21 protein-coding genes and 1 pseudogene are annotated in these 24,884 nt (G+C 65.2%); 9 read left to right on the top strand and 13 right to left on the bottom strand.

Annotated elements, in window-relative coordinates; translation table 11 throughout:
• From INQ43_RS06310 to cmk, 7 genes and pseudogenes are all read right to left on the bottom strand, one after another.
• A pseudogene (locus INQ43_RS06310) lies at positions 1 to 1,830 on the bottom strand (nucleoside-diphosphate sugar epimerase/dehydratase); the annotation flags it as partial.
• Positions 1,827 to 2,795 (bottom strand): lipopolysaccharide biosynthesis protein, encoded by a 969-nt coding sequence (locus INQ43_RS06305; RefSeq protein WP_228062645.1) that lies wholly within the window; start codon positions 2,793 to 2,795, stop codon positions 1,827 to 1,829. The gene INQ43_RS06305 and the pseudogene INQ43_RS06310, both read right to left, overlap by 4 nt.
• Before the next feature lie 16 nt (positions 2,796 to 2,811).
• Positions 2,812 to 3,990, bottom strand: a complete 1,179-nt coding sequence (gene lapB, locus INQ43_RS06300; protein WP_194037467.1) for a lipopolysaccharide assembly protein LapB — start codon at positions 3,988 to 3,990, stop codon at positions 2,812 to 2,814.
• Positions 3,991 to 4,260, bottom strand: a complete 270-nt coding sequence (locus INQ43_RS06295; protein ID WP_194035614.1) for a LapA family protein — start codon at positions 4,258 to 4,260, stop codon at positions 3,991 to 3,993.
• A 94-nt stretch (positions 4,261 to 4,354) separates the two neighbouring features.
• A complete protein-coding gene (locus INQ43_RS06290) occupies positions 4,355 to 4,657 on the bottom strand; it encodes an integration host factor subunit beta (protein ID WP_043959472.1) in 303 nt (100 codons plus the stop codon).
• Between the two features lie 154 nt (positions 4,658 to 4,811).
• Entirely contained in the window at positions 4,812 to 6,503 is a 1,692-nt protein-coding gene (gene rpsA, locus INQ43_RS06285) for a 30S ribosomal protein S1 (protein ID WP_194037466.1), read from the bottom strand.
• Positions 6,504 to 6,686: 183 nt separating this feature from the next.
• A complete protein-coding gene (cmk, locus tag INQ43_RS06280) occupies positions 6,687 to 7,385 on the bottom strand; it encodes a (d)CMP kinase (RefSeq protein WP_194035783.1) in 699 nt (232 codons plus the stop codon).
• A gap of 177 nt (positions 7,386 to 7,562) precedes the next feature.
• Between cmk and ykgO the strand changes: the two genes are divergently transcribed.
• The 5 genes from ykgO (at position 7,563) to INQ43_RS06255 (ending at position 11,495) form a co-directional block, all read left to right on the top strand.
• Positions 7,563 to 7,688: a type B 50S ribosomal protein L36 gene (gene ykgO, locus INQ43_RS06275; protein ID WP_010342887.1), complete on the top strand. Its 126-nt coding sequence runs from the start codon at positions 7,563 to 7,565 to the stop codon at positions 7,686 to 7,688.
• A gap of 175 nt (positions 7,689 to 7,863) precedes the next feature.
• Positions 7,864 to 8,199, top strand: a complete 336-nt coding sequence (locus tag INQ43_RS06270; RefSeq protein WP_194037465.1) for a hypothetical protein — start codon at positions 7,864 to 7,866, stop codon at positions 8,197 to 8,199.
• Positions 8,200 to 8,220: 21 nt separating this feature from the next.
• Positions 8,221 to 9,249, top strand: a complete 1,029-nt coding sequence (locus INQ43_RS06265; RefSeq protein ID WP_194037464.1) for an agmatine deiminase family protein — start codon at positions 8,221 to 8,223, stop codon at positions 9,247 to 9,249.
• 70 nt (positions 9,250 to 9,319) lie between these two features.
• Positions 9,320 to 10,219, top strand: coding sequence for a carbon-nitrogen hydrolase (locus INQ43_RS06260; RefSeq protein ID WP_194037463.1), 900 nt, complete (start codon positions 9,320 to 9,322; stop codon positions 10,217 to 10,219).
• 43 nt (positions 10,220 to 10,262) lie between these two features.
• On the top strand, positions 10,263 to 11,495 hold the full coding sequence (locus INQ43_RS06255; protein WP_194037462.1) for a TraB/GumN family protein: 1,233 nt from the start codon (positions 10,263 to 10,265) through the stop codon (positions 11,493 to 11,495).
• Between the two features lie 60 nt (positions 11,496 to 11,555).
• Here INQ43_RS06255 and INQ43_RS06250 read toward each other — a convergent pair whose 3' ends face one another.
• The 3 genes from INQ43_RS06250 to INQ43_RS06240 are packed head-to-tail and all read right to left on the bottom strand — an operon-like array spanning position 11,556 to position 19,244.
• On the bottom strand, positions 11,556 to 14,639 hold the full coding sequence (locus INQ43_RS06250; RefSeq protein ID WP_194035608.1) for an efflux RND transporter permease subunit: 3,084 nt from the start codon (positions 14,637 to 14,639) through the stop codon (positions 11,556 to 11,558).
• The gene (locus INQ43_RS06245) at positions 14,636 to 18,106 is read right to left on the bottom strand and encodes an efflux RND transporter permease subunit (protein ID WP_228062644.1); all 3,471 of its coding nucleotides are present in this window, start codon (positions 18,104 to 18,106) and stop codon (positions 14,636 to 14,638) included. The genes INQ43_RS06250 and INQ43_RS06245 overlap by 4 nt, the downstream gene beginning before the upstream one ends.
• 25 nt (positions 18,107 to 18,131) lie before the next feature.
• On the bottom strand, positions 18,132 to 19,244 hold the full coding sequence (locus INQ43_RS06240; protein ID WP_194035606.1) for an efflux RND transporter periplasmic adaptor subunit: 1,113 nt from the start codon (positions 19,242 to 19,244) through the stop codon (positions 18,132 to 18,134).
• 280 nt (positions 19,245 to 19,524) lie between these two features.
• Between INQ43_RS06240 and INQ43_RS06235 the strand changes: the two genes are divergently transcribed.
• The gene (locus INQ43_RS06235; protein ID WP_194035605.1) at positions 19,525 to 19,857 is read left to right on the top strand and encodes a cytochrome c; all 333 of its coding nucleotides are present in this window, start codon (positions 19,525 to 19,527) and stop codon (positions 19,855 to 19,857) included.
• Between the two features lie 66 nt (positions 19,858 to 19,923).
• A complete protein-coding gene (locus tag INQ43_RS06230) occupies positions 19,924 to 20,298 on the top strand; it encodes a c-type cytochrome (RefSeq protein WP_228062672.1) in 375 nt (124 codons plus the stop codon).
• Between the two features lie 100 nt (positions 20,299 to 20,398).
• Here the strand turns inward: INQ43_RS06230 and INQ43_RS06225 are convergent, their stop codons facing one another.
• Together INQ43_RS06225 and INQ43_RS06220 are read right to left on the bottom strand one after the other, a co-directional pair.
• The gene (locus INQ43_RS06225; RefSeq protein WP_194037460.1) at positions 20,399 to 22,045 is read right to left on the bottom strand and encodes a hypothetical protein; all 1,647 of its coding nucleotides are present in this window, start codon (positions 22,043 to 22,045) and stop codon (positions 20,399 to 20,401) included.
• A 60-nt stretch (positions 22,046 to 22,105) separates the two neighbouring features.
• Complete coding sequence (locus INQ43_RS06220; protein ID WP_194037459.1) at positions 22,106 to 22,702, bottom strand: NfuA family Fe-S biogenesis protein; 597 nt, start codon at positions 22,700 to 22,702, stop codon at positions 22,106 to 22,108.
• A 102-nt stretch (positions 22,703 to 22,804) separates the two neighbouring features.
• Between INQ43_RS06220 and INQ43_RS06215 the strand changes: the two genes are divergently transcribed.
• The gene (locus INQ43_RS06215; RefSeq protein ID WP_194035601.1) at positions 22,805 to 23,146 is read left to right on the top strand and encodes a 4a-hydroxytetrahydrobiopterin dehydratase; all 342 of its coding nucleotides are present in this window, start codon (positions 22,805 to 22,807) and stop codon (positions 23,144 to 23,146) included.
• 5 nt (positions 23,147 to 23,151) lie between these two features.
• The gene (locus INQ43_RS06210; RefSeq protein WP_194035600.1) at positions 23,152 to 23,601 is read left to right on the top strand and encodes an energy transducer TonB; all 450 of its coding nucleotides are present in this window, start codon (positions 23,152 to 23,154) and stop codon (positions 23,599 to 23,601) included.
• Between the two features lie 63 nt (positions 23,602 to 23,664).
• Here INQ43_RS06210 and INQ43_RS06205 read toward each other — a convergent pair whose 3' ends face one another.
• Positions 23,665 to 24,636, bottom strand: coding sequence for an RluA family pseudouridine synthase (locus INQ43_RS06205; RefSeq protein ID WP_194037458.1), 972 nt, complete (start codon positions 24,634 to 24,636; stop codon positions 23,665 to 23,667).
• Positions 24,637 to 24,884: the final 248 nt, after the last annotated feature.

Below are 24,884 nucleotides of genomic sequence, written 5' to 3'. Positions count from 1 at the left end.
GAATTCGGGCACGGTACGTCGCAGGACGACGTCGAGCGCGGACAGGTCATAGCGGCCTGCGGCATCGCGCAGGCGCTCAAGTGCCTGGTGGATCTCGCTGACAACCACGGCGCGTGGCTCGGCCTGGAGGATCTTGGGGTGCGCGGTGGCGCGATAGCGTTCGTCGGCGTGGAACAGGGTCTCGTGCAGCTTCTCGCCCGCCCGCAGTCCGGTGTAGACAATCGAGACGTCCCGCCCCGGCTGCTTCCCGGCCAAGCGGATCATCTGTTCGGCAAGCAGGCGGATCGGCACCGGCTCGCCCATGTCGAGCGTGTAGATCGCCTCCTGGCTGCCGATTGCCGATGCCTGCAGGATCAGCTGGCAGGCTTCCGGAATTGTCATGAAGTAGCGCGTCACTTCCGGGTCGGTGACGGTCACCGGCCCGCCCCGGCGGATCTGCTCACGGAACAGGGGCACCACGCTACCTGCCGAATCCAGCACGTTGCCGAAGCGCACCGTAACGAACCGGGTACTGCGCGGGTCCACCAGAGACTGGCAGACCATCTCGCCAAGACGCTTCGTGGCGCCCAGGATGTTGCCCGGATCCACGGCCTTGTCGGTCGAGATCAACACAAAGGTGCCAACATCCGCCTCGCGGCAGGCGCGGGCAACCGTCTCGGTCGCGAGTACGTTGTTGCGCACGGCTTCGCGGAGCTGGGTCTCCAGCAGGGGAACCTGCTTGTAGGCCGCCGCGTGGAAAACCGCTTCAGGCTGCGACGCCTCAAGCGCGTGCCGGATAACCGCGGGATCGCCGCAATCGCCAAGCACCGGGATGTACTCAAGATCCGGAAAGTCACGGCGCAAGCTCGCCAGCACGGTTATGAGGGCGAACTCGTCCTGCTCCACCATCGCAATGCGGCGCGCGCCGTGACGCGCGCACTGCCGACACAACTCCGATCCGACTGAACCGCCTGCGCCGGTGACCAGGACCGCGCGCGCACCCAGCCAACTGCGGATCGCTTTCCAGTCGGGCAACACCTGCTGGCGTCCGAGCAGATCCTCAATGGCGACTTCCTTCAACTGTCCCGGCAGCGACCGACCCTCCAGGGTGTCGCGCAGTCGAGGCACCATCCGGAAGGGCAAGCCCGAGCGCTCGCATGCGGCGACGACGCGCTGCATTTCGTTTGCGCTTGCAGAGGGCATTGCGATGACCAGAAGCCGAGCCGCAGTCTCCCGGGCGATTTCGGCCACCTCTTCCACACCGCCAAGAACGGGAATGCCCTGGACCTTGCTTCCGCGGAGCCGGCGCGCATCATCCAGGAACCCAACGGGCTGATACGACCCTAGACGACGCAGGTCGCGCACCAGCGCATCCCCGGCATGACCGGCACCAAGGATAAGGATGCGCACCGATGCGGCATCCGTCTGGTCGTTGTGGCTGTCCTTCCAGGCGCGATAGAGAAGCCGCGGTGCCCCGAGCATGCCCATCAGCACGAACGGGTACATCAGCAGGACGGTGCGCGAGACAAGCTCAAGCCGGTTGTAGAGAAACAGACCCAGGACAATGGCAAACAGACCGAGTGCGCACGCCTTGAATATGTTCCAGAGGTCGGGAACGCTGGCGAACCTCCACAGTCCGCGATAAAGGCCCACCTGCCAGAACACCAGCCCCTGCGCAGCGAGCACCATGGCGATCTCGGTCGACCAGAGCGGCAATTCGGGCGGCGACACCATCACGCCGTATCGCACACGGTGAAGAACCACCCAGACGATCCAGACCATCGCAAGGTCGTGCACCACAACCGCCGAACGCGGCACCGCACCCGACCAACGCTCACGCCATCTAGTCATTTGTCACCTGTTGTTTTTATATGCGATTCCATTCGCTCCAGCCGCCACCAGACCACCGATGCGGCCAGATACGTCACCACACACAGCGCAAGCGCCAGTGCAACCGGCGTTGAGCGGAGCACGATCATCACGGCGACAGTCGTCGCCGTCCATGATGCGTATGCCAATGTGACCCTCGTGTGTCCAACCACGCGGGCCCATGCCTGGTAAGCGTGTCGAGTATGCGCCTCCCACCATCGCTCGCGCTGAACGACGCGCTTCAGCAGGGTCAAGCCGGCATCCACCATGAAAGCCGACAGGGGCAGCAACAGCCAAAGCGCTGCCGCGCCCCCGGTCAGCGCTGCAATCGTTCCCAGCCCGGCGAGACAGTAACCGATGCCGCCACTGCCCCCATCGCCGAGGAAGATGCGCGCACGCGGAAAATTGAACGGCAGGAAGCCTGTGCAGGACGCCGCAAGTGCGCCAGCCAGGAGCGCCCATGAGCCGCCCAACAGCCAGGCGAGCGCCAGCGCCAACAGCAACGCCTGACTTGTGGCCAGGCCATTGATACCGTCCATGAAGTTCCAGATGTTGGTCAGGACGATCACCGAAAGAAACGCCATCGCGCTCAGCCACGGGTTCCCCGCTGCCATCTGCACGCTGATTGCCAGCACCATTCCGGCGAGCGCGTGGACGGCCAGGCGCAGACTCGCCGGCAACGGCCGGTGGTCATCCACCATTCCAACGGCTGCAACCAGGACGAGCCCGACGCCGAAACCGCCGAGCAACCAGCGTTGCGAGGGGTCGCGCAGCGCCAGCGCGAGGATCGCGACCAACATCGCAACGACGATCGCGATGCCGCCGCCGCGCGGGGTGGCTACCTGGTGGCTGCGCCGCTCCCCGGGGTGATCAAGGAGATCACGCTGCAGCGCGTAGCGGCGCGCCAACAGCGTCCCCGCCGCTGCAATCAGGAAGTGCAGGAGCAACCAGAAGAGCAAGCGGTCACACCACCGCGTAGTTCAGGAGTGGCTTGACGGTGCCCCACTCCTTGCAGCTCGGGCATTGCCAATGATGGCTGCGGGCCCCGAAGCCGCAATGATTGCACCGGTAGCTCGGATTGCGGACCAGCAACTGCTCGGTGATGTGCTTCAGGTCATGCAGGGTCGCCAGCGGATCCGCGCCCTCAGCGATGCTCAGCTCCATCAACGCGGCTTCGCCACGCACGGAGGGTCGGTCCTTGAGCTCGTTGGCCAGATAGGCGCGCGCGGCAGCAACGCCGTCCTGACTCTCGACCATTTTGGTCAGCGCCAGGACCGGGGCGATGCCACGATAGTGCTCGCACATCTCGGAAAGAAACGCTCTCGCCCCGGAGCCATCCCCGGTTCGTTCATAGGACGACAACAGCGCCGGCATCACTTCTGGGAGGTAATCGGGATCGGTACGGGCCACGCGCTCGAAGGCGCGGATTGCGCCGGCGTCGTTTCCCGATTCCACTTCCAGACGCCCTTCCAACATTCCGGCACGGACCGAATTGGCGTCCGCCTGATACGCACGCGCGACCGCAGCGCGTGCCGCGTCCACGTCACCTGCAGCGCGGTGGCGATCTGCCAGCTCGCATTCGAACTGGCCGATCAACTTGCCCATCGACTCACCGGTCGCCGCCTCGTAGCGTTGGGCATTTTCAATGGCCTTGTCCCATTCGCGCTCGGACTGGTAGATGTGGATCAGGTGCCGCAGCGCCAGCGGCGCCCGCATGTCCAGGTCCACCAGATCGCTGAACACGGTCTCCGCGCGATCAAGCAGCCCGGACTTCATGTAATCCTCGCCCAGCGCGAGCAGCGCCTGCACCTTCTGCTGGTCGCTCAGGCCTGGACGTTGTACGAGCGCCTGGTGCAGGCGGATGGCCCGGTCAACCTCGCCACGTCGACGGAAAAGATGCCCAAGGGCAACCTGGGTCTCGAAAGTGTCCTTGTCGAGTTCCGCGATATGCAGGAAAAGCTCGATCGCCTTGTCCGGCTGTTCGTTGAGCAGGTAGTTGAGGCCGCGGAAATAGGTGGTGGAAAGCCGGCTTACCTGCGTGGTGCTGTGCCGCTCACCACCGCGTCTGCCCACCACCCAGCCGCCGAGCGCCGCCAAGGGCACCAGTACAAAGAACCAGAACCACTCGCTGATGAAGTCCATTTACGGAACTTCCTTTGCAACGGTCGGGAGGCTTGCATGCTGCCTCTGCGCGTTCGCCAGGCGACGACGCAGTGGCCACACCACGCTGGCGCTGATCGCCAATCCACCGACGATCACGCCAACAAGCAGACACGCGAGCATAACGATGCCGAGGTTGGAAGCTACATGGCCAAAGCCCACGTCAATCGACACCGCCTGCCGGTTGAGTGCGCCGAGGACTGCACCAAACGCCAGGCAAACAATCGCCACCAGAAACCGGATCACTCGCATGACAATCTCCTGGTTGCTGCGTCCATGAAAAACAGCTCATCGGATTGGAGGCGAGGCGTCGCAGCCCCCGATCCGTGCATAGCCGACGGCGGGCTCAATCGGCCTCATCCACTGGCATCGCGTCACTGACACGTTCGCGCAGTTCCTTGCCTGGCTTGAAGTGGGGCACGTGCTTGCCGGCCAGTGCAACGGACTCGCCCGTCCGCGGGTTGCGACCCATGCGAGGCGGACGGTAATGCAGCGAGAAGCTGCCAAAGCCACGCACCTCGATGCGCTCGCCATCGGCGAGTGAACTTCCCATCATCTCCAGCAATGCCTTCACTGCCAGATCCACATCTTCGCCCTTCAGGTGCGGCTGGCGCTGGGACAGGATCTCGATCAGTTCGGACTTGGTCATGGGAATCCGGGCGGCGGCTAGCGGCCATCTCAAAATATGGGGGTGTGTGGTTCAAACGAAGTACGGCCCGGCCAAAGCCGGGCCGTACTTGTGTTGCTACAGCCAGGTAACGTCAACAACGCGCCATCCGGACAGGACAGCGCGCCGATGCGGATTACTCCGACTTGTTGCTGTTCAACTGCTCACGCAGCAACGCGCCCAGCTTGGTCGTGCCGCTGGCGGCCTCCGCGCTGGCGCGGCTGTAATCGGAGACGGCTTCCTGCATTTCCGCCTCGTCCTTGGCCTTGATCGAGAGCTGCATGGTGCGGCCCTTGCGGTCCATACCGATGAAGCGCGCTTCGATCTCGTCGCCCACCTTGAGCACCTTGCTGGCGTCGTCAACGCGATCCTTGGAGATGTCGCGAGCCGCCACGTAGCCTTCGATGCCGTCCGCCAACTCGATGGTGGCGCCCTTCTCGTCGACTTCGGTGACCTTGCCGGTGACGATCGAGCCACGGGTGTTGGACGCCATGAACTGGCCGAACGGGTCCTGCTCCATCTGCTTCACGCCCAGGCTGATGCGCTCGCGCTCCGGGTCCACGGCCAGGACAACGGCTTCCAGGGTGTCGCCCTTCTTGTAGTTGCGGACCACGTCTTCGCCGGTGGTGTTCCAGCTGATGTCGGACAGGTGGACCAGGCCGTCGATGCCGCCGTCCAGGCCGATGAAGATGCCGAAGTCGGTGATCGACTTGATCTGGCCTTCCACCTTGTCGCCCTTCTTGTGAAGGACCGAGAAGGTCTCCCACGGGTTGGACGAGACCTGCTTCATGCCCAGCGAGATGCGGCGACGCTCCTCGTCCACGTCCAGCACCATGACCTGGACCTCGTCACCGACCTGCACGATCTTGGACGGGTTGACGTTCTTGTTGGTCCAGTCCATTTCGGAGACGTGCACCAGGCCTTCCACGCCCGGCTCGATCTCCACGAACGCACCGTAATCGGTGACGTTGGAGACCTTGCCGAACACGCGGGTGTCGGCCGGGTAGCGGCGGGCGATGTTGTCCCACGGATCCTCGCCCAGCTGCTTCAGGCCGAGGCTGACGCGGTTGCGCTCGCGGTCGTACTTGAGCACGCGGACGTCCAGCTCCTGGCCGACTTCCACGACTTCCGACGGATGGCGCACGCGCTTCCAGGCCATGTCGGTGATGTGCAGCAGGCCGTCGATGCCGCCCAGGTCCACGAACGCGCCATAGTCGGTGAGGTTCTTGACCACACCCTTCAGGATGGCGCCCTCGACCAGCTTCTCCATCAGCTGCTCGCGCTCTTCCGAGTGCTCGCTCTCAACCACCGCACGGCGGGAGACGACGATGTTGTTGCGCTTGCGGTCCAGCTTGATCAGCTTGAACTCGAGTTCCTTGCCTTCCAGGTAGGTCGAGTCGCGCACCGGGCGGACGTCAACCAGCGAACCGGGCAGGAAGCCGCGGACATCCTTGATGTCGACGGTGAAACCACCCTTGACCTTGCCGCTGATGCGGCCGGTGATGGTCTCGTTGTTCTCGAGCGCTTCTTCCAGCTCGTCCCACACCATCGCGCGCTTGGCTTTCTCACGCGACAGGACGGTCTCGCCAAAGCCATTCTCGATGGCATCCAGCGCGACCTTGATCTTGTCACCGACAGCGATGTCGATCTCGCCGTCGTCGTTACGGAACTGCTCGATGGGCACGATGCCTTCGGACTTCAGGCCGGCGTTGATCACCACGACGTCGCTTCGGACTTCGACGACGGTACCAACAACGATGGAGCCAGGCTTCAGGTTCGAGAGGTACTGCTCGCTCTGTTCGAACAGTTCTGCAAATGATTCGGTCATTAGGAAAATATCCGTGTGAACACACGGGTCGCACCGGCTGGCATCGTTTCCCACAGGGGATAACGCAAGCAGCACGTGGTCGACCCACCCGTTGATGTGGTGCGGAGGAGCTGCACCATGTGTCGGTTGGTTGATCCGCCGCGGAATTGCGACGGGATTGTTACAGCGGTATTGCGGTGAAGCTCACTGCGCAGGGGCCAGCAACGCCAGGACCCTGTCCACCACATCGTCGATTGCCATGCCTGTGGTATCAATGGTCACGGCGTCTGCGGCCGGTCGCAAAGGTGCCACGGCACGGTTCGCGTCGCGGGCGTCACGGGCGAGAATCTCCCGTAGCAGCCCAGCAAATGTAACGGAAACCCCCTTGTCCTTCAACTGCTTATAGCGTCTTTGCGCCCGTTCGTCCGCGCTGGCGGTCAGGAACACCTTGTGGGCCGCGTCGGGGAAGATGACCGTCCCCATGTCCCGGCCGTCGGCAACCAGGCCCGGAGCGCGCCGGAACGCGCGCTGCCGGTCCTTCAGCACCTCGCGCACTTCGCCGATTGCCGCGATCGCCGATGCGGCCGCGCCAGCGGTTTCCATCCGCAGCTCGTCGGTTGCGTCGGTGCCGTTGACGAGCACGCGCAGTCCGTCTTCCCGCTCCTCGAAGTCGACCCGGGTATCGAACGCGCAGCGCACCAGCGCTGCCGGGTCCCCCAGGTCGATGTCCTTCCACCCTGCGGCGACGCCGACGGCGCGATAAAGTGCGCCGGAGTCCAGGTAGTGCCAACCGAGCCTGGCGGTCACCAGGCGGCTGATGGTTCCTTTGCCGGAGCCGGATGGGCCATCAATCGTCAAAACCGGGGCGGAATCGGATGTTTTTTCGCTTGGATTGCTGTTCATCGCGCTATTATGCCGTCCGCCGATCGCCCGGAAGCACCGCAAAGACGTTGGAGCGGTTGCCCGACCTCTGGCGAGCTGCCTCAGGTTGACTTGAAGCGCCCGGATGCGCTTGATTGCCATGCAATTACCCGCTAACATTGCGGGCTTGCTATTTTCCCACTGTTGCCGAGGTCTCTCATGAAGGTCCTGTCCTCCCTGAAGTCGGCGAAGGCCCGTCACCGCGACTGCAAGGTCGTTCGCCGTCGCGGCAAGGTCTTCGTGATTTGCAAGTCGAACCCGCGTTTCAAGGCGCGCCAGCGCTGATCCACGGGCGCTTCCTGCGCTTCGCCAGAAAGCCGCCTCCGGGCGGCTTTCTGCTTTCCGCCGGCAGGATCCGGACTCGTGCGTCAAAGCCGTCGCGCTCCTGATGGCGACCACGCGGCCGTCTCGTCCTTGTGCTTACAATCCCGCTTCAGAATCCGTCCATGGAAATTGGGAAATGACCAACAAGACCGGTATCGCCAGCCTTTCACTGCTCGCCGTGCTCATTTTTGCCGCTCCGGCGTCAGCGGATACGCTACTTATCGATCGCACCGGGCAGCTCAACCAGGCAGCGGTGCCCGTTCGCGGAGCCAGCATGGCGCAGGTCCAGGCACGCTACGGCGAGCCGACGCAGCGGCTTGATCCGCGAGGTGGCCAGAAAAGCCAGTGGCCAACCATCAATCGCTGGTCCTATCCCCAGTTCACGGTCTATTTCGAGCGGGACCGCGTGATCGACGTCGTCGCGAATCAGGCGATGAGCACTGAAATCGGCCCGAAGCCGGCCATACGATAAGCCCCCTTGCAAGCAAGCCCCATGACTGAAACGATGCGCTTTCCCGCCGAGTGGGAGCCCCAATCGGCGATCCTGATTGCCTGGCCGACGGCCGGGACCGACTGGGCCGACCGGCTGGGCGAGGTGGAGGAAACCTACATCGCTCTGGTCTCGGCGATCACCCGATTCCAGCCGGCGCTGATCTGCGTGGCCGACGAGGATGTCGAGGCGTACGCGCGTGCCCGGCTGGCGTCGGCCCGTGTCGATATGCAGCGGGTCCGGTTCATCGAGGTCGCATACGACGATACCTGGTTGCGCGATTCCGGTCCGATCAGCCTCAGGGCGAACGGGGAATTCCGCCTGCTGGATTTCCGCTTCACCGGCTGGGGGGGCAAGTTTGACGCCAGCCTTGACGATCGCCTTGTCGAGGCATTGTTCGATCGCGACGTGTTCCGTCGCAGCCGGCGGCAGGACATCGACTTCGCCCTGGAAGGCGGCGCGATCGAGACCGACGGCGAGGGAACCCTCCTTACCACGTGGACCTGCCTCCACGAGCGTCATCCGGACGCAACGCGGGAGGAGCTCGAGCAGAAGCTGTCGCACCACCTGGAACAGCGACGCGTGCTGTGGTTGGACCATGGTTATCTGGAAGGCGATGACACCGATGCCCACATCGATACGCTCGCCCGCTTCGCCGCGCGCGATGCCATCGTCTACCAGGCCTGCGACGACGAGACCGATTCGCATTTCGTTGCGCTGCAGGCAATGGGGAAGGAACTGGCCGCCCTGCGCACCATCGAAGGCAAGCCGTATCGACTGTTTCCCCTGCCCTGGCCGGGCCCCGTCATGGATGGCGACCGCCGGCTCGCGGCAAGCTACGCGAACTTCCTGATCATCAACGGTGCGGTGTTGATGCCCGCTTACGGCGACAGCATGGATGATGAGGCCGCAGCAGTGCTCGCAAACGCATTCCCGGGCCGTGAGGTCATCCAGGTCCCTTGCCGGCCACTGATCTGGCAGAACGGCAGCCTGCACTGCATCACGATGCAACTGCCCGACGGCGTCGTCTGATCCGCGCCACGGGTGCGCGGCACCTGCAGTCGAGCGCTCGAATTCCACCTATCGAATCATCGGAACCGTCATGAAAACCAGGACACTCCCCGTTGCGCTGATCCAGGATCGCGCCGTCATCGACCGCGGCGCCGGCAACGCCGAGGCCAACCTGGCGCAGATCGAGCAGCGCGTCGCCAAGGCCGCCGCTGACGGCGCCCGCCTGGTCCTGTTGCAGGAGATCCACAACAGCCCGTACTTCTGCCAGCACGAGTCGGTGGACGAGTTCGACCTCGCCGAGCCCATCCCCGGGCCCAGCACCGACCGCCTGGGTCGCCTGGCTGCCAAGCACAAGGTGGTGATCGTCAGCTCGCTGTTCGAGCGCCGCGCCGCCGGGCTTTACCACAACACCGCCGTGGTCCTGGAAGCCGACGGCAGCATCGCGGGCAAGTACCGCAAGATGCACATCCCGGATGACCCGGGTTTCTACGAGAAGTTCTACTTCACGCCGGGCGATACCGGATTCGAGCCGATCGACACGTCCGTCGGCCGGCTCGGCGTGCTCGTGTGCTGGGACCAGTGGTACCCGGAGGCCGCACGCCTGATGGCGCTGGCCGGCGCTGAACTGCTGCTCTACCCCACTGCCATCGGCTACGACCCGGAAGACGACCAGGCAGAGAAAGACCGCCAGCGTGAATCGTGGATCGTCAGCCACCGGGGCCACGCGGTCGCCAACGGTCTGCCGGTGCTGAGCTGCAACCGCGTCGGGCATGAGCCTTCTCCGCTGGGTACTGCGGGGGTCGACTTCTGGGGTCACAGTCACGTGCTGGGTCCGCAGGGCGAGTTCCTGGCAATGGCAGGCGACGGTCCGGAAATCCTGATGGGCGAGGTCGACCTGCAGCGCAGCGAGGACGTGCGACGGATCTGGCCGTTCCTGCGCGACCGGCGCATCGACGCCTACGACGATCTGCTCAAGCGCTATCGCGATTGATCCCGTTGCGCTCGCGCGCCACCCCCAACACGGTTGTACCTAGATGAGCGATACCCCACTGGCGGCCACCGCCGATTTCCTTCATGGCCAGCCGCACGAGGTCGTCGAGCGCGACGGTGTCCGCTACACCCTGCTGGGCACGGCCCATGTGTCGCAGGCGAGCGTGGAGGCGGTCCGCGATGCGATCGGCAGTGGCCGATTCGACGCCGTGGCCGTGGAACTCGACGAAGCCCGCCTGCAGGCACTCTCGGACGCGGATTCGATGGCCAAGCTCGACCTGGTGAAGGTGATCCGCACCGGCAAGACCGCGATGTTCGCCGCCAACCTGGCGCTCGCGGCCTACCAGCGCCGGCTCGCCGAGCAACTCGGCGTCGAGCCCGGCGCCGAGCTCAAACGGGCGGTGCTGGAGGCGCGTGCGCGGGACATGCCGGTGCACCTGATCGACCGCGACGTCGGCCTGACCTTCAAGCGTGCATCGGCGCGGCTGGGCTTCTGGGGCCGGGCGAAACTCGGTGGCGGACTGCTGGCGGGACTGCTGGCCGATGACGAGGTCGGCGCCGAGGAAATCGAGAAGCTCAAACAGGGTGACATGCTCGAGGCCAGCTTCAACGAGTTCGCCAGCGAAAGCCCTGCGGTGTACGAGACCGTCATCGCCGAGCGCGACCGCTACATGGCCGCGCGCCTGCGCCAGATCCGCGAGGACACCAACCACGACGGTTCCCGCGAGGTGCTGGCAGTGGTCGGCGCCGGCCACCTGCAAGGCTTGGCCAGGCATTTGCGCGAGGAAACCGCCCCCGCCGGCGCGATCCGCGAGGAACTCGAGTCCGTCGCGCCCAAAAGCAGCATTCCATGGTTCACCATCATCCTGTCCACCGTGGTCATCGGCGGATTCGCCTGGGGCTTCTGGCAGGGCGGGATCGATGTGGGTTCCGACCTGCTGCTGCAGTGGATCCTCGCCACGGGCCTGCTCGGCGCACTGGGGTGCGCGATTGCCGGCGGCCATCCGCTGAGCATTCTGGTGGCGTTCGTCGCCTCGCCGATCACCCCGCTCCACCCTGCCCTGGCGTCCGGCACCCTGAGCGCGCTGACCGAGGGATGGATCCGCAAGCCGACCTACGCCGACTTCATGGCCCTTCGCGCCGATGTGCAGACCGTGCGCGGCTGGTGGCGCAACCGCGTTTCACGGACGCTGTTGAACTTCTTCCTGACAAGTCTGGGCACGGCCATCGGGGTCTGGACCGGCGGCTTGAAAATGCTGGGAACACTGTTCGGCTGATTGTCCGACCCGGCACCGCACCGCCAGCGGCGCGTCAACGCACCGCTTACGGCGTTTCCTTCAAACTGCTGTCTGCTCCGGCGTTCCACCATCCGCCCCCACTCCCCTCGCCCTGCGCGCCATCCGCGCCGTCGCGTTACGCATATCGTCGAGGATCGCGTAGATGGTCGGCAGGAACAGCAGGCTGACCAGGGTCGAGAACGCCAGTCCGCCGGCCACCGCACGCGCCATGGGCGAGTACGTCAGGCCGCCCAGCACGACGGTATTGCTCAGCGAGATGGGGATCATCGCCAGGATCGCCGTGCCCATCGTCATCAGGATCGGCCGCAGGCGCTCGCGACTGCCTTCCACCAGCGCATCGGTGCGTGACAGACCGCGGCGACGCAGGTTGTTGATGTGCTCGACCATCACGATGCCGTTGTTCACCACCACACCCATCAGCACCAGGATGCCGATGAAGGCCATCACCGAGAACGAGGTGCCGGTCAGCCAGAACAGCCAGAACACGCCGAAGATCGAGAACACCACGCAGCTCATGATCGCCGACGGGAATACGAGCGACTCGAACACCGCGGCCATGACCACGTAGATCATCACCAGCGCGATGATCAGGTTGAACATCATCTGGTTGACCGCTTCGGCATCGTTCTGGAACGAGCTGCCCTCAAAGCTGTAGCCGTAACCAGGTGGAAACGCCACGCTGTCCAGCGTCTGCTCGATCGCCTTGCGCGCGTCGGGGGTGGTGGCATCGCCGGCCAGGTTGGCCTTGATCACCAGCGAGGTCTGCCGGTTCGTCCTGCGGATCTCGGTCGCCGCGGCGCTGGTATCCAGATCCACCATGGACAGCAACGGAACGTCGCGACCGTCCGCCGAGCGCACGGTAAAGGCGGCGATGTCGGAGACGTCGAATTGCTCGGCACCGGCGAAGCGCACCCATACCGGCACCTCGGTCTGGCCGCGGCTGAAGTCCCGCAGCTGCGCGCCGCGCAGGGCCAGGCCGACGAACCGCGCCACCTCGTCTGCACTGAAGCCGAATGCGGCGGCCCGCTCGCGGTCGACCCGCACGTTCAATTCGTTGTTGCTGTCGCCGGCATCGATGCGGACATCGCGCAGTTCCGTTCGCCGGGCAAGCAGCGGCACCACGTCATTGGCCAGCGCGGTCAACACCTCGGTTGAATCCCCGACCAGTTGGACCTGCATGCCCTCGCCAGTGCCGCCGCCCTGGTTGCCCTGTTCGTCGATGCCGATCTTACCGCGCGCGGACTTGGGCAGGCCCTTGCGAATCTCCTCCACCAGTTCCCCGGCGTCGGCGACGTCGCTCTTGAAGGTCACCATCGTGCCGGCGTCGTTCCCCGCGCTGAACCACGAGTAGACCTGGGCGATCCTTAAACGGTCGCGGTTTTCCTCCAGATATGCCTCGACGCGGGCGACCTCCTCGGACACCTGATCCTTGCTGTAGCTGCCGTTCAAGTTGTAGGCGATATTCGTGTCGCCGCCCTGGTTGCCGCCGAACATGTCGAACTTGGTCTTCGTCATCGGCACCACGCTGATGGCAATGATCAGCACGATTCCGGTGATGCTCCAGCCGCGATGCTCCAGTGTCCAGCGCAGGAAACGCGCATAGCGAGTCTGCAGCCGCCGGATCAGTCCGTGATCGTTCTGCACCGCCGCCGGCGTCTTCATCCTCGAGGACAGCATCGGGATCAGGCTCACCGCCACCAGCCACGACGCCAACAGCGACACCGAGATGGTGATCGCGATCTGCGACATGAATATGCTGATGTTGTTGACCTCGCCCAGCAGGTTTGGAACGAACACGATGCAGTGGCACAGTGTGCCTGCCGACAGGGCGATGGCGACGTTGCGTGTGCCCACGATCGATGCGCGCACCGGCTGATCGGGCATCCGCTCGCGCTCCTGGTAAATGCTCTCCACCACCACCACCGCGTTGTCGACGAGCATCCCGACCGCCAGCAGCAAACCCATCAGGCTGAGGACATTCAGGCTGACGCCGGCGAAATACATGAAGCCCAGAGTCATCACGAAGCAGATCGGGATCGCCAGCGTCACCATCAGCGTCGACGGCCAGTGGCGGAGGAAAAAGAACAGCACCGCGACCGACAACAACAGGCCGATGCCGCCGGCTTCGGCCAACTCCAGCAGAGAGTCGGTGACGTCCTTGCCCTGGTTCTCGATGACCTTGAAATCAACGCCACTCAGGCTTGGCTGGGTGCGGATCCGGTCCAGTTCGGCGAGGACCAGCCTGGATACCTCCACCAGGTTGGCATTGCGCTCCTTGAAGATTTCCAGCGCCACGGCGGGCCTGCCATCCAGCCGCCGGCCCACATCCAAACGCGCGGAGCGCAACTGGACATCAGCCACGTCAGCAAGGCGCAGGCCCGTGGCGTTGAGCGGCAGCTCACGCAACTGCTCGATCTGGTTGATCTCACCGATCGGCTGGACCCGCAGACGACGCCCACCGTCTTCGATCTGACCGGCAGATACGGAAAAGTTCGCTGCCTGCAGGCGTTGGGTCAGCTCATTGAGGTTGAGGCCGTGCGCGACCAGGCGATCGGGATCGATCGCCACCTCGACCTCGTTGGCTGCTGCACCGCCGATATCGACCTTGGCGACGCCGGGGATACGCTCCAGCGGCGTCTTGAACTCGCGGTCGATCAGGTCATACTCGCCGCTCATGTCCATCTCGCCGGCCAGTCGCAGCCGCATGATCGGCTGGTCTGTGGTGGAGAACTTGAACACGAAATAGCGGCGCAGATCGTCGGGCAATTCGTCGCGGATGGCATCGATGCGCTCGCGCGCCTCTGATGCGGTGATCTCCACGTCGCGGCTCCAGTCCGAGAACATCATGAAAACCGCGGCACCGTCCGAGCTCGCACGACCCTGGATGCCCTTGATGCCGCTCATCGTAGCCAAGGCTTCTTCTGCCGGGCGCAGGATGTTGCGCTCCACCTCTTCCGGCGTGGACCCCGCGTAGGGCAGCTGCACGAACACGAACGGCGCGGACACGTCCGGCAGCGCTTCCAGGGGCAGCCGTACCGCGGCGATCAGCCCGATCGCCACCATCGATACAAACAGCATGATCGTGGTGACCGGCCGGCGCAGGCTGATCTCGGCGATGCTCATGCAGCCGGCTCCGGATTCCCCGTCGCCACTGGCAGGATGTCATCACCGCGCCGGGCACGGTTGCGGTAGTACTCGTCCGGGCGCCGGTCCAGCAGGTCGTAGACGACGGGGATCACGACCAGTGTCAGCAGGGTCGATACCAGCAATCCGCCGATCACGGTGATTGCCATCGGCGAGCGGACCTCGGCACCTTCCCCGAAGGCCAACGCCAGCGGCAGGAAGCCGAACAGCGTGCTCAGCGTGGTCATCACGATCGGCCGCAGGCGCGAGCGGGCGCCCTCCACCAGCGCCTCGCGCTTGGCCACGCCGGCCTCGCGCAGCTGGTTGACCTTGTCGATCAGGATGATCGCATTCTTGGTCACCAGCCCGACCAGCAGGATCAGCCCGATGAACACCACCACCGACACCGGCGAGCGCGTCAGCAGCAACGCCAGCACCGCGCCAACCATGGCCAGCGGGATCGTGAACAGGATGACGAAGGGATGCAGCAAGGACTCGAACTGCGAGGCCATGACCAGGTAGACCAGAAAGATCGCCAGCCCGAACGCGAACAGCAGGGAACGGATTGAACTCGACAGCTCTTCGCCCTGGCCGCCGATGTGCATCTGCACCTCCGCGCCCAGCGGGTTTTCCGCGACCAGCTTCTGCACTTCCAGTACCGCGCTGCCCAGGTCGATGCCCTGCAGGTTGGACGAGACCACCGCGACCCGGACCTGGTCGGCGCGATGAATCTCGCTGGGACCCGTGGTGGACACCACATCGGCCACCGAGCCCAGCCGCACCGACTTCCCGCCGGCATTGATGATCAGGTTGCGGATGTCGTCCACCGAGCCCCGGTCGCCCTCCTTCACCCGTACCAGGACGTCGATCTTGCGGTCGCGGAAGCTGTAACGCGTGGCCACGTCACCGCGCACCTTGGACACCACCGCATCGGCGATCTGTCGCGTGGTCATTCCGAATGCGGCAGCGCGTTGCTGGTCGAAGTGGATCTGGATCTCCGGGAAGCCCTGCTCCACCGTTGAGCTGACGTCCGTGTAGTGCGGGTTGGCGCGCAACAGTGCCGCCATCCGCTGACCGGCCTTGCTGATGGTCTCCAGGTCCGGCCCGGCGAGTTCGATCTCCAGCGGCATGGAGAAGCTGAACAACTCCGGCCGGCTGAAGTCCACCTGGGCCGATGGATACGCCTGCATGCTCTCGCGCAACGCATCGCTCATCGACGCTTCCAGCCGCTCGCTGCCGCCGTTGCTCATCACGATGTTGAGCTTGCCGATGTTGTCGCCACTTTCGGTCGGGCTGGCATCCAGCCGCGTGCCGCTTCCGCTGACGCCGTAGAGCGCGTGGATGCCCTCGGTCCCGGCATGCTTTTTCTGCAGCTCGCGCACCAGCGCATCGGTTTCCCGCAGCGGGGTTCCCGGCGGCAGCTTGACTGTCATGTCGAAGCGGTCCTGGGCCAGTTGCGGGATCAGATCCGCGCCCAGCAGCGGCACCAGCAGCAACGCCAGCACGAACGCCGCGCCCGCAGAAATCACCACCAGCCCCGGACGGCCCAGCGCCGCAGGCAGCAGCCTGAGATAGCCCCGCTCCGCGCGCGCATAGGGTGCCATCGCAAGGTCGCTGGCCTTGCGCATGATCGGCCCGACCACGGCAACGATGGCGCGCCAAAACCGCACCACCAGCCAGGCGGCGCCAAACAGCGCACCGCTGATCGCCGCACCGATGCCTCGGCGCGTCGCCGCGACCGGCTTCTGCCACCGGCGCCTCGCCTGCCACTGCGGATGTGGTGGCTCTTCGGGGAAGGACTCGGAGGGTCGGCCGCGCAGCGCACTCAACATCGGGATCAGCGTCATCGCCACCGCAAGCGAGATGCCGATGGCAATGGCAACGGTGAGGGCCTGGTCGCGGAACAGCTGGCCGGCGATGCCTTCCACGAATACCAGCGGCAGGAACACCGCCACCGTCGTCAGGGTCGAGGCCACCACCGCCATGCTGACCTCGCCGGTCCCGACAATCGCCGCCTGCAGGATTCCCAGGCCGCGTTCGCGCGCCTTGGCGATCGACTCCAGCACCACGATCGAGTCATCCACCACCAGCCCGGTGGCCAGCGCCAGCCCGCCCAGCGACATCACGTTGAGGCTCAGCCCGAGCTGGCCCATGAAGAAGAAGGTGGTGATGATCGAGACCGGCAGCGACAGGCCGATCACGAAGGTGCTCCAGCCGTCGCGCAGGAACAGGAAGATCACCAGGATCGCCAGCAGGCCGCCGATCACCGCGTCCATCTTTACGTCGCTGATCGCATTGCGGATGAAGGTCGACTGGTCGTCGATGACGGTCAAGTCGATATCCGGTGGCACCTGTTTGCGGATCGTCTCCAGCCGTTCGTGGATCGCATCTGCGGTGGCGACGGTATTCGCATCGCCCTCCTTGTAGATCGCCAGCTCGACGGCTTCGCGGCCGTCCAGGCGGATGATCGCCTCGCGTTCCTTGTGCCCCTGCACGACCTCGGCAATGTCCTTCAGGCGCACCGGCTTGCCGCCGGCAACCGTAGTGGCGTCACTCGATGACGCGCTCTGTACCGACGCCGCCGCAGCCATGGCATCGGCGGATCCGGAGGCCGCCGCGACGCGCGCCATCTGCATCGCTGCGTCGGCGGCCGCGTCACCGCCCCCACTGCTCGTGGTCACCAGCATGTCGCGGATCTGGTCCACGCTGGAAAACTGGTTGACGGTCCGCACCAGGTAGCGCTGCGAGCCCTCCTCAAGGCGTCCGCCGGAGATGTTGATGTTCTCCTGCTCCAGGCGCCGGGTGACGGTCCCGAAAGGCAGGTTCAACTGGGCGAGCTTTTCCTGGTCAACCAGCACCTGGATCTCGTCCTCCAGTCCGCCGCCGACCTTGACCGCGGCCACGCCGAGCACCGGCTCGAGCTTCTTCTTCAGGTCGTCGTCGGCGTAGTGGCGCAGTACCGCGAGCTGGCGTAACTCGTCGCCTTCCGTCCTGGACGACAGCGCCAGTCGGACGATCGGCTCGGTCGAAGGGTTGAAGCGCAGCAGCACTGGCGGCTTGGCCTCCAGCGGCAGTTGCAGCGACTCCATCTTGTCGCGGACTTCCAGCCCAGCCGTATCCATGTCCGTGCCCCAGGCGAACTCGAGCACCACATCGCTCTGGCCCGTGCGCGAGACGGACTTGAGCTTGCGCAGTCCCTTGACCACGCCAACGGCTTCCTCGACCGGCTCGGTGATCAGGGTCTCGATCTCGGTGGGCGCAGCGCCGATGTATTCGGTACGCACGGTCAGCGTCGGGTAGCTCAGATCCGGAAGCAGGTTGACCTTCAGGTTGCCCAGCGCGATGAAGCCGAACAACAGGAAGCTGATGGTGATCATCGCCACCGTGACCCGCCGGCGGGTGGAGAATTCCACCAGGTTGAAGCTGCGGGCCGGCTGCTGCTCCGGAGGGTGCGGTGCTCGTTCCATGACGTCGTTCATCGCCGGGCCCGGATTACTGTGCGGACTCGGCGGTCGCTGAGACCGGCGTGTCGCCGATCACCGTCACCGCGCTGCCATCCCTCAGGGCCGTCTTGCCTGCGATGACGACTCGGTCGCCTATCGCAAGTCCCTCGCGCACCTCGACCCAGTTGCCATCGGTGTATCCGAGTTGGACAGGCGCACGACGGACTTTTCCGTCCTCGACCACGAACACCGCCGGATCGCCTTCCCCTTCCAGCAGCGCGTTGCGCGGCACCACGGCGGCGTCGGCACGCTGGTCGTAGTTGATGCTGATCCGGCCAAACATCCCTGCTTGCAGGCCGCCGTCGCTGTCGAAACGGGCGATGACCCGGAAGGTGCCGCTGCCGGCATCGACCACCGGCGATATCCGTTCGACCGTGCCCCGGAACGACTTGCCCGGCAAGGCATCCACCGCCAATTCTACCGGCAGGCCCACCGCCATCGTTGCAAGCTCACGTTCGGGCACGTTGAGGGTCGCTTCGAGGGTCGAGGTATCGACGATCCTCACGATCGGCGTATTGATCTGGATGAAATTGCCCGCCTTGGGCGGCACCGAGGCCACGACGCCGTCGATCGGGGCCTTCACGTCCGCGTAGGAAAGTTCCAGGTTGGCCATGCGGTTTGCGGCCTGCGCGTTGGCGAGGTCGTAGCGGATCTGGTCGTAGTCCGCGGCTGCGATCAGCTGCTCGGCGGCCATCTTCCGCGCGCGCTCGAACTGGTTGCTCAACTTTCCCACCTGCGACGCCGTCTGTGCGACCTGCAGGCGGGCGCGGTCGGAATCCAGCCGCACAAGCGTCTGCCCGGCCCGCACGTTCTCGCCCTCCGATACCAACACCTTCAGCGCCACTCCGGACGTCTTGGCGACGACCTGCGCCTCCACCGAGGCTTCCAGCGGAGCGGTGCCGGTGTAGCTGGCAGCCATGGATCGCGTCTCCACCGGTGCCACCTCAACCGTCACCGCCTCCTTTTCTTCGGCGTCGCCCTTCCCGGCGGCATCGGCTCCCGCCGCCCCACCCTTGCAGCCTGAGAGCAGCAGCGCGCACACGAGCAGGGAGCCGCAGGCACGAAGCCAGACATTGCCGCTGGAATTGGCGCGATGTTGCATTGGAGACCCCGGTGGTGTGATTTTGGAAGGAGACAGCCCGGTCGCAATGCCGGTGTTGTAGATAAGTATGTCACCAACACTTCACCACCGGAATGCGCCGAAGGTCATGCCGATGCGACCTGCAATTATCGCCTGCAACGGGCGGCCGTTTGCGACAATTGCCCTTCGTTGATCGATGAACGCAAGCTATACTCCGAAAATTGCGCGGCGCCCGCGGCGATTACACACTGCCCAAGCCGGCCTGAATTTCGCCAGCCACACGAGATTGCGGATACCTATGATGCGACTGCTGACCATTGCCGCTGCCCTGGCGCTGACCCTTGCTGCGGCCCCTGCCGCCGGGCAGGAGCCCGCCCACGCATCGGCCAGTGCCCAGAACGGCTACGAGCTCACCTACACCTGCCAGGGCTGTCACGGGATCGACGGCTACAAGAACGCCTACCCCAACTACCACGTGCCCAAGCTGGGGGGACAGTCGGCGGACTATCTGGTCAATGCGCTCACCGCCTACCAGAACGGCACCCGCTCGCATCCCACGATGCGTGCACAGTCCCAGGGCTTTTCCGAGCAGGACATCGCCGACATCGCCGCATTTCTGTCCAACGTGAAGTAGGAACGCAGCCCCATGACGATCCGCAAAACATTCGCCATCGCCCCTGCGGTCCTTGCCGCCGTCGCCATGATCGCCCTGTCCGCCTGCTCGCAGACGCCGGCGGATCCTTCCCACTCCTCGTCCGCCGGGCTGCCGCAGGGATACGTCGCGGCCGGCGAGCAGATGGCCAATGCCAAGGGCGCGGCAACCGGCCAGTCGTGCATCGACTGCCACGGCGCTGATGGCAACGCGCCGATCGACACGACCTACCCGGTCATCGGTGGCCAGTACCAGGACTATCTCGCCTACGCCCTGCAGAGCTACCGCGATGGCAGCCGCGACCACGTCATGATGTCGATGCAGGCCAAGGCGCTCACCGACCAGCAGATCGCCGACCTGTCGACGTACTTCGCATCGCGTCCGAGCAATCTGGTCAACCTGACGGGCTCGCACAAGAAGTAGCGGAACCCGGGCGCGGCAAGTACCTCCGCCCCGTTGCTTCGATCAGGAAAAAAGCCCGCCTGCCGCGGGCTTTTTCCATGGTCGGAACCTGATATCCGGCTCACTCCTCGACCGGCTCCGGCAGGCTGCCATTGCCTTCCTGCAATTCGGGCTTGAACGGGATGTCCGGCGCAGGCCGGGCCGTGGCCGCGACATCCAGCAGGTTGGGATCGGTGATGTCGCACGCGCCGCCAACCACCAGCAGGATAGTCTGGCAGACCACGTGCTTGTTGGTGCCCGGGATAGGAATCCGGACGGTGGTGACGCTCTTGCGCACCCACTCTTCCAGCAGGGTCTCGCTGGGCCGCCAGTAGCGGTCGAACGCGGTGGGCTCGTAGTCGGTGGGCTTGCGCTTGAGCCAGGTGCCCGCGCGATCCAGGTTGACGATCTCATCGGTCAACGCCCCGGGAGGGCGGGCCGGCGAGGCGGACCCCGGCGTCCCGGCAAGACGAACGCTGCCATCGCTGTTGTATAGACCCGACGGATCACCCTTCTGTCCACCTTCGACATTGCGGGTGGAATCGCCCCAGTCGTCGGCGCGCTTGAGCGTATCCCAGCCTCCACGCGCGGCGGCCGCCTTCGGGCCGGTGGTTTGCGCAGGGGTCGCCGCCGCATTGCCGTTGCCGGTCGAAACGTTGTTCTTCCGCTCGCTCGGCGAGGAACTATCCGATCTTGCGGCGGTGGCCGTGTCACTGGCTCGGGATTGAGCTGGCTGGACGGCAGTGGCTGGAGAGGGCGCCGGGATCTCCCGTTCCCGGAGTGCCCGCGGCATCAGCGGTTGCTCGGCCACCGCCACCTCACGCCGCGGCACGACCACCGTCGGGGCCGCGGGCAGCGGCGCGGCAATTTCGCGCACGACGACCTCTGAAGGTGTCGGCTCCAGCTCTAATTCCGGAATCGGTCTGGGCGCGATGGTAGGGAGCGCGGTGGCCGGTCGCGACGGCACCTCGACCACGACCGCGTCCGGTGCGGAGACGGTGCGCTCCGGAACCGTCACCTGGGGCAGCGGAAGCCGTGGCATCGGTGGAGGCAACTGGTACTCGGACACATCCGGCACCGGCTTGCTCACCTCGACGTTCTGACTGACCTCCGGCGGCGTGGGTTCGGGCACCGGCAGGTCGGGCGTAACGCGCGGCACCGGCGGCGGCTCCGAGGCGGCGATCTCTGGCGCGGGATCGAGCGTTTGCGATGGAGCCTGTGCGGCGGGCGGTTCGGCTGCGGCCGAATCCTGCCCGGAAGCGGGGGCGCTCGCTGCGGCCGCGTCGTCCGATGAAGGCGTGACATCCGGCCCGCCGCCAACCTCGTCCGGCGTGCCCTCACCGAGGAACTCGATCTGGACGACCTCCTCCTCGCCTTTTTTCGGCGGATTCGCGGGCGCCACATACTGCTGATACATCAACCACACCAGCATTAGCGCGACAAACAGATGCCAGCCGACAGCGACCACCCACGCGATGCGGCGGACCGGGCGTTCGTCGGCTGGCGGCGGGTCCCATTGCTCCCGGTAAAGCGCCTTGAGCGACTCCCATCGGCCGAGCTCCGGGGAGTGTGGCGGGGGCGGCGCAACGTCGCGCTGGGCAAACACGGAGGCCAGCGCTTCGGGCGGGACGGCGGGGGTGCGGGAGCGTTCCTCGCGGGCTACCCACTCGTTCCACCCCGGCGGGAACTCGCCAGCGGCGCGACGAAGATGCGGTTCCACCAGCTTCATCCGAAGCCGGAGCGCATGCAGCCACGCGTCAGCCGGAAGGGTCAAGGGTGGGCTGGTCGGTCAGCTGGCGCCGTTGCGCGCGATATACGGCGCGGCGCCGGTGTCATGGTCGGTCGCATCACGCACGCCGGTCACCCCGGGCACCTTTTCGCGCAGGGTCTTCTCGATGCCGTTCTTCAATGTCACGTCCGCCATGCCGCAACCGTGGCATCCGCCTCCGAACCGCAGCACGACGATGCCGTCCGCAGTGACCTCCTGCAGCGCCACGTTGCCCCGGTGCATGGCCAGTTGAGGATTGATCTCGTTCTCGATGAGGTAGCGGACGCGCTCCACGAGCGACGCGGACTCGCCGGGCACGGCGCCCTTGATCTTCGGGGCGCGTATCTGCAGCTGACCCCCGGTTGCGAGCGCTTCGTAGTCGATTTCCGCGCCGTCCAGCACGCTCACGCTCTCGGCTTCAAGCCACAGCGTGAAACCCTTGCAGTCGATCGCCCACTCATCGCCGTCCAGTTCCGCCGGCTCGGTGAACTCCAGGCGGACATCGGCGCGCGGCGTACCGGGATTGACGGCCGACAGGCGAACCCCCAGCCCGGGGATTGCCTCGCGTTCGATGAGTTTGCGGAAATGGCTCTGTGCGGATTCGGATATCTGGATCATGCCGCTATTCTAACGGGCTTGGCGCTATACAAGCGTATGCCCCCCGTTAAGCCAGGCAAGGCTGCCGAGAGCGTTCAGCCTGCCCACCACAAGGAGTCCACGATGAACGACAGGATTTCACTGGCCCAGGCCCATTGCGTCCCGCGCAAAGGTTCGGGCCATCGCCTTGACGAAGCCCGGATCCGTGAACTCCATGCCCATCTGGACGACTGGACCGTAGCCGAAGAAGGCCGCGCCCTCACCCGAACGTTCAAGTTCGACGACTATTACCGGACGATCGCCTTCGTCAATGCGCTCGCCTTCATCGCCAATCGCGAGGATCACCACCCGGATCTGGGCGTGCATTACGACCGCTGCGAGGTTCGCTTTTCGACCCACGACGTGGGCGGGTTGAGCGAGAACGACTTTATCTGTGCTGCAAAAACCGATGCCCTGCAGGAGTGAATGAGATGCCCGTTGACCACCCGCTCAAGCCCGTGATTGGCCCCTGGAAGCTGTTTCCCGCCCTGTCCGCCCTTGCCGTGGGGCTGATGCTCGCTGGCTGCAGCTCCGAGCAGGCCGAGCAGCCGGCGCAGGTCGCGCCTACCCAGCCGATGGCCGTGGAGACGCCGCCGCCCGAGTACCCGGAGGAACTGGCCTGCGCGGGTATAGAAGGCGAAGTGGGCGTGCTGCTCACCATTGGCGTCGATGGCATTCCGAAGGATGTGAAGGTTGAAGACACCAGCGGGCATCCGCAACTGGATGCGTCCGCGGTGGAAGCGGTAAAGGGCTGGAAGTTCCAGGCCGGCACCAGCCGCGGCAAACCGGCGGAAAGCCCGCTGCGGGTGCCGGTGAAGTTCACCGCGCCGGACATGGATTCAGAGCGCTGCCGGGACGTTTCGGGCAGCCTGCTGCAGTAATTGAGTGATCGCTCGTCGCCGGCGCCGCATGCAGTGCGGCCGGCGACGGTCCACCTCGACGATCTACTTCAGGCGGTCGAGGACATCCAGCAACTCGGGCGCCAGTGGCGCAGTAAGGCTGTAGGGCGTTTTGCCACCGTCCAGGGCGAATTCCAGCGTGGCTGCATGCAGGAACAGACGTTTCAGTCCTGCCTGATCACGCAGGCGGCGGTTGACCTCCGGATCCCCGTACTTGTCGTCGCCAGCAACGGTGTGACCAATGTGCTGCGCATGCGCGCGGATCTGGTGGGTACGCCCGGTTTCGATGCGCACCTCGCAGTAGGAATGCCCACTGCGCCGCTCCAGCACCTTGAAATGGCTCAGCGCCGACTTGCCTGAGGGATTCACCTGCACGTGCCGCTCGCCGCCCTGGCGCAAGCCGACGTGTAGCGGCGCGTCCACGCTCATCGTTCCATCGGGCATCCGCCCGATCAGCAACGCCAGGTAGCGCTTGCGCATGCCGCCCGCGCCGCTGGTGCTTTCGCGCATCAGCGCCTGCATCTCGGTCAGCGTGGAGCGCTTCTTGGACACCACCAGGACACCGGAGGTGTCGCGGTCCAGCCGATGCACCAGCTCCAGGCCCTGCCCCGGCCGGAGCGCACGCAGGGTCTCGATGGCGCCAAAGCTGATGCCGCTGCCGCCATGGCTGGCGACGCCCGAGGGCTTGTTAAGCACCAGCAACCGGGCATCCTCGTGCACGATTGCCGCCTCCAGCGCATCCATGAACCCGCGCGGCGGTGCGGGTCGCTCGCCCTCGGGCTCCACCCGAACGGGGGGAATGCGGACCTTGTCGCCACTTTCCAGCTTGCGATCCGCCTTCGCCCGACCCCCGTTCACGCGCACCTGGCCGGACCGCACCAGCTTGTAAACCAGCGACCTGGGAGCACCCTTCAGCAGACCGAGCAGGAAGTTGTCCAGCCGCTGGCCTTCGCGGTCTTCGGGAACGACCGCAACGCGCGCTCCGGCATGGCTTTGCTGGGTATCTGAATGGGTCATTCTGGGGAAGTTATCTGGTACACTCGCGACGCGAGATAAGGTTTTGATTTCGCAGGGAAGTCGTTGCGGCCACCACACTACGTCGGTAGCCGGAACACGGGCCAAAAGCCCGACCTGCGATTCCGGTCTGCGTCTGACCCCCGCCCTCGGGGCGGCCATGTTAGCAGCGCCAGCACGGTGGAACCTCGGCTCGTCCGGTTTTGGCGAATATGCGTCAATCACCGGTCGATGAACACGACCCGAGCGGC

Source organism: Lysobacter sp. H23M47 (genome assembly GCF_015209765.1).
Taxonomy (GTDB): domain Bacteria; phylum Pseudomonadota; class Gammaproteobacteria; order Xanthomonadales; family Xanthomonadaceae; genus Novilysobacter; species Novilysobacter avium.
Note: the sequence above shows the minus strand (reverse complement) of the source record. Positions and strands in the feature narration are given on the sequence as shown.